1 protein-coding gene is annotated in these 1,994 nt (G+C 59.9%); it reads left to right on the top strand.

What is annotated here, in order from left to right; genetic code table 11:
* Positions 1-436 precede the first annotated feature (436 nt).
* The gene (gene ltrA, locus F6X40_RS41320) at positions 437-1,825 is read left to right on the top strand and encodes a group II intron reverse transcriptase/maturase (RefSeq protein ID WP_222946315.1); all 1,389 of its coding nucleotides are present in this window, start codon (positions 437-439) and stop codon (positions 1,823-1,825) included.
* Positions 1,826-1,994 lie beyond the last annotated feature (169 nt).

Genomic DNA, 1,994 nt, shown 5'->3' on the forward strand with positions numbered 1-1,994 from the left:
AACGGGTGTGCGCCGTGAAAAGGTGGCGCTTTCCAGCGGGTGCAAGCCCCGCCCGGCAACCGCTCCAGCCGGAAGCAACCGGAGCAGCTATGGAGGCAACGAAATGGCTGAAGCCTTCGGTGATGCGTGTCACAAATTGGTGACAGCGCGAGTGTGCAGGCCGTAACGCGAGTGAACGCCGAGCAAACCTCGAAAAGGTCGATGCGCAGGCCGACCCGACAACCCTATCGGGGAAGGCTGACACGGCTGGGTGAATGAGCAGGCGGGACGCCCAGTCGCTGCGCCGGGGTAGTGGCGACAGCATGTACACAAGGAAAGCGTACGCAACACGGGAAGTCCCTTGGCGTGGTCAGGGATGACCAACCGGACGCCCGTGAGGGACAGGCCGGGCGCCTTGGGATGACGGAGAGGCTCGTAATACCAATGAAGCCGGGTAATGCTGGTGGAGGGAAGGGGCCTCAGTTCAAGACGAACGCAATACGTAGTGAGGACGTGGAGATTGGGCAACCTATCAACTCCGATCAGTGTTCAGAAGCTGCAGATGGCGTTACACGCGAAAGCGAAGGCAGAAGCCGGGTACCGCTTCTATGCTCTGTACGACAAGATCTATCGTGAGGATGTGCTGGCGCATGCGTACGCCCAGTGCCGCTCGAACAGGGGCGCGCCGGGTGTCGACCGGCAGGACTTCGCGGATGTTGAGGCGTATGGGGTGCAGAAGTGGCTCGGTGAACTGGCGCTTGCGCTCAGGCAGGAGACTTACCGGCCGGACTCTATCAGAAGAGTGTTTATCCCGAAGGCCAATGGCAAGTTGAGGCCACTGGGCATCTCGACCTTGCGAGATCGGGTGTGCATGACAGCAGCAATGCTGGTGCTCGAACCGATCTTCGAAGCGGACCTTCCATCAGAGCAGTACGCTTACCGCCCGGGGCGCAACGCCCAGCAAGCGGTGACCGAGGTGGAGGAACGGCTGCATAGAGGGCAAACGGACGTTGTTGACGCCGACCTCGCGGACTACTTCGGAAGTATTCCTCACGCCGACTTGATGTTGTCGCTCGCGCGACGCATCGTTGATCGGCGGGTGCTGCATCTGATCAAGATGTGGTTGGAGTGCTCCGTTGAAGAAACCGATAACCGAGGCCGGAAGACACGTACGACGGAGGCCAGGGACAGCAGACGTGGCATTCCGCAAGGATCACCCATTTCACCCTTACTGGCAAATATGTATATGCGCCGGTTTGTGCTGGCATGGAAGAAGCTTGGACTTCAGCGAAGTCTTGGCAGTCGAATCGTGACCTACGCGGACGATCTGGTGATCCTGTGCAAGCGGGGTAAGGCTGAGGAAGCCTTGTCGCGACTGCGCGAGATCATGAGCAAGCTGAAGTTGACGGTCAACGAGGAGAAGACACGAATCTGTAAAGTGCCGGAAGGCGAATTCGACTTCCTGGGTTTTACGTTTGGGCGGATGTACTCAGCGACAACTGGTCAGGCCCGCATGGGCATGCGCCCGTCGAAGAAGAGTATCCGGCGCATGGTCGAAAAGATTCATGCAATGACCGCCCTCAAGACGGCATGGCAAGAGACCACGGAACTGGTGGGCAGGTTGAACCGCACGCTGCGCGGCTGGGCGAATTACTTCCGGATAGGGAGCGTTAGCCGGGCATACCGTGCACTCGACAGCTACACCGCGACGCGGTTGCGCCGGTGGTTACGCAACAAGTACAAGCTCAGACGTCGCAGGGGCGGGACCTATCCATCCTCGCACCTCTACGGGCACTTCGGTCTCGTACGTCTGAGCGCCCGCGGGGGCGTAGCCTGGCGTGTGTGAAGGCGTGAGGTCTTGTCCGAGAGCCGGATGCGGGAGATCTGCATGTCCGGTTCGATGAGCGGGGTGTGGAAACGGGGTTAGGGTGAAGTTATTCGGGCACCGCCAGACGAAAGGGGCGGCAACAGACAAACCGAACCTACCGCTACCGCGCCACATCTCGACTCTACCG

Source organism: Paraburkholderia sp. UCT31 (genome assembly GCF_014397655.1).
GTDB lineage: Bacteria > Pseudomonadota > Gammaproteobacteria > Burkholderiales > Burkholderiaceae > Paraburkholderia > Paraburkholderia tuberum.

Bases quoted from the DNA above. Each gene is read 5' to 3' on its own strand.
- ltrA (WP_222946315.1), top strand. From the start codon at position 437: ATGCTGGTGGAGGGAAGGGGCCTCAGTTCAAGACGAACGCAATACGTA.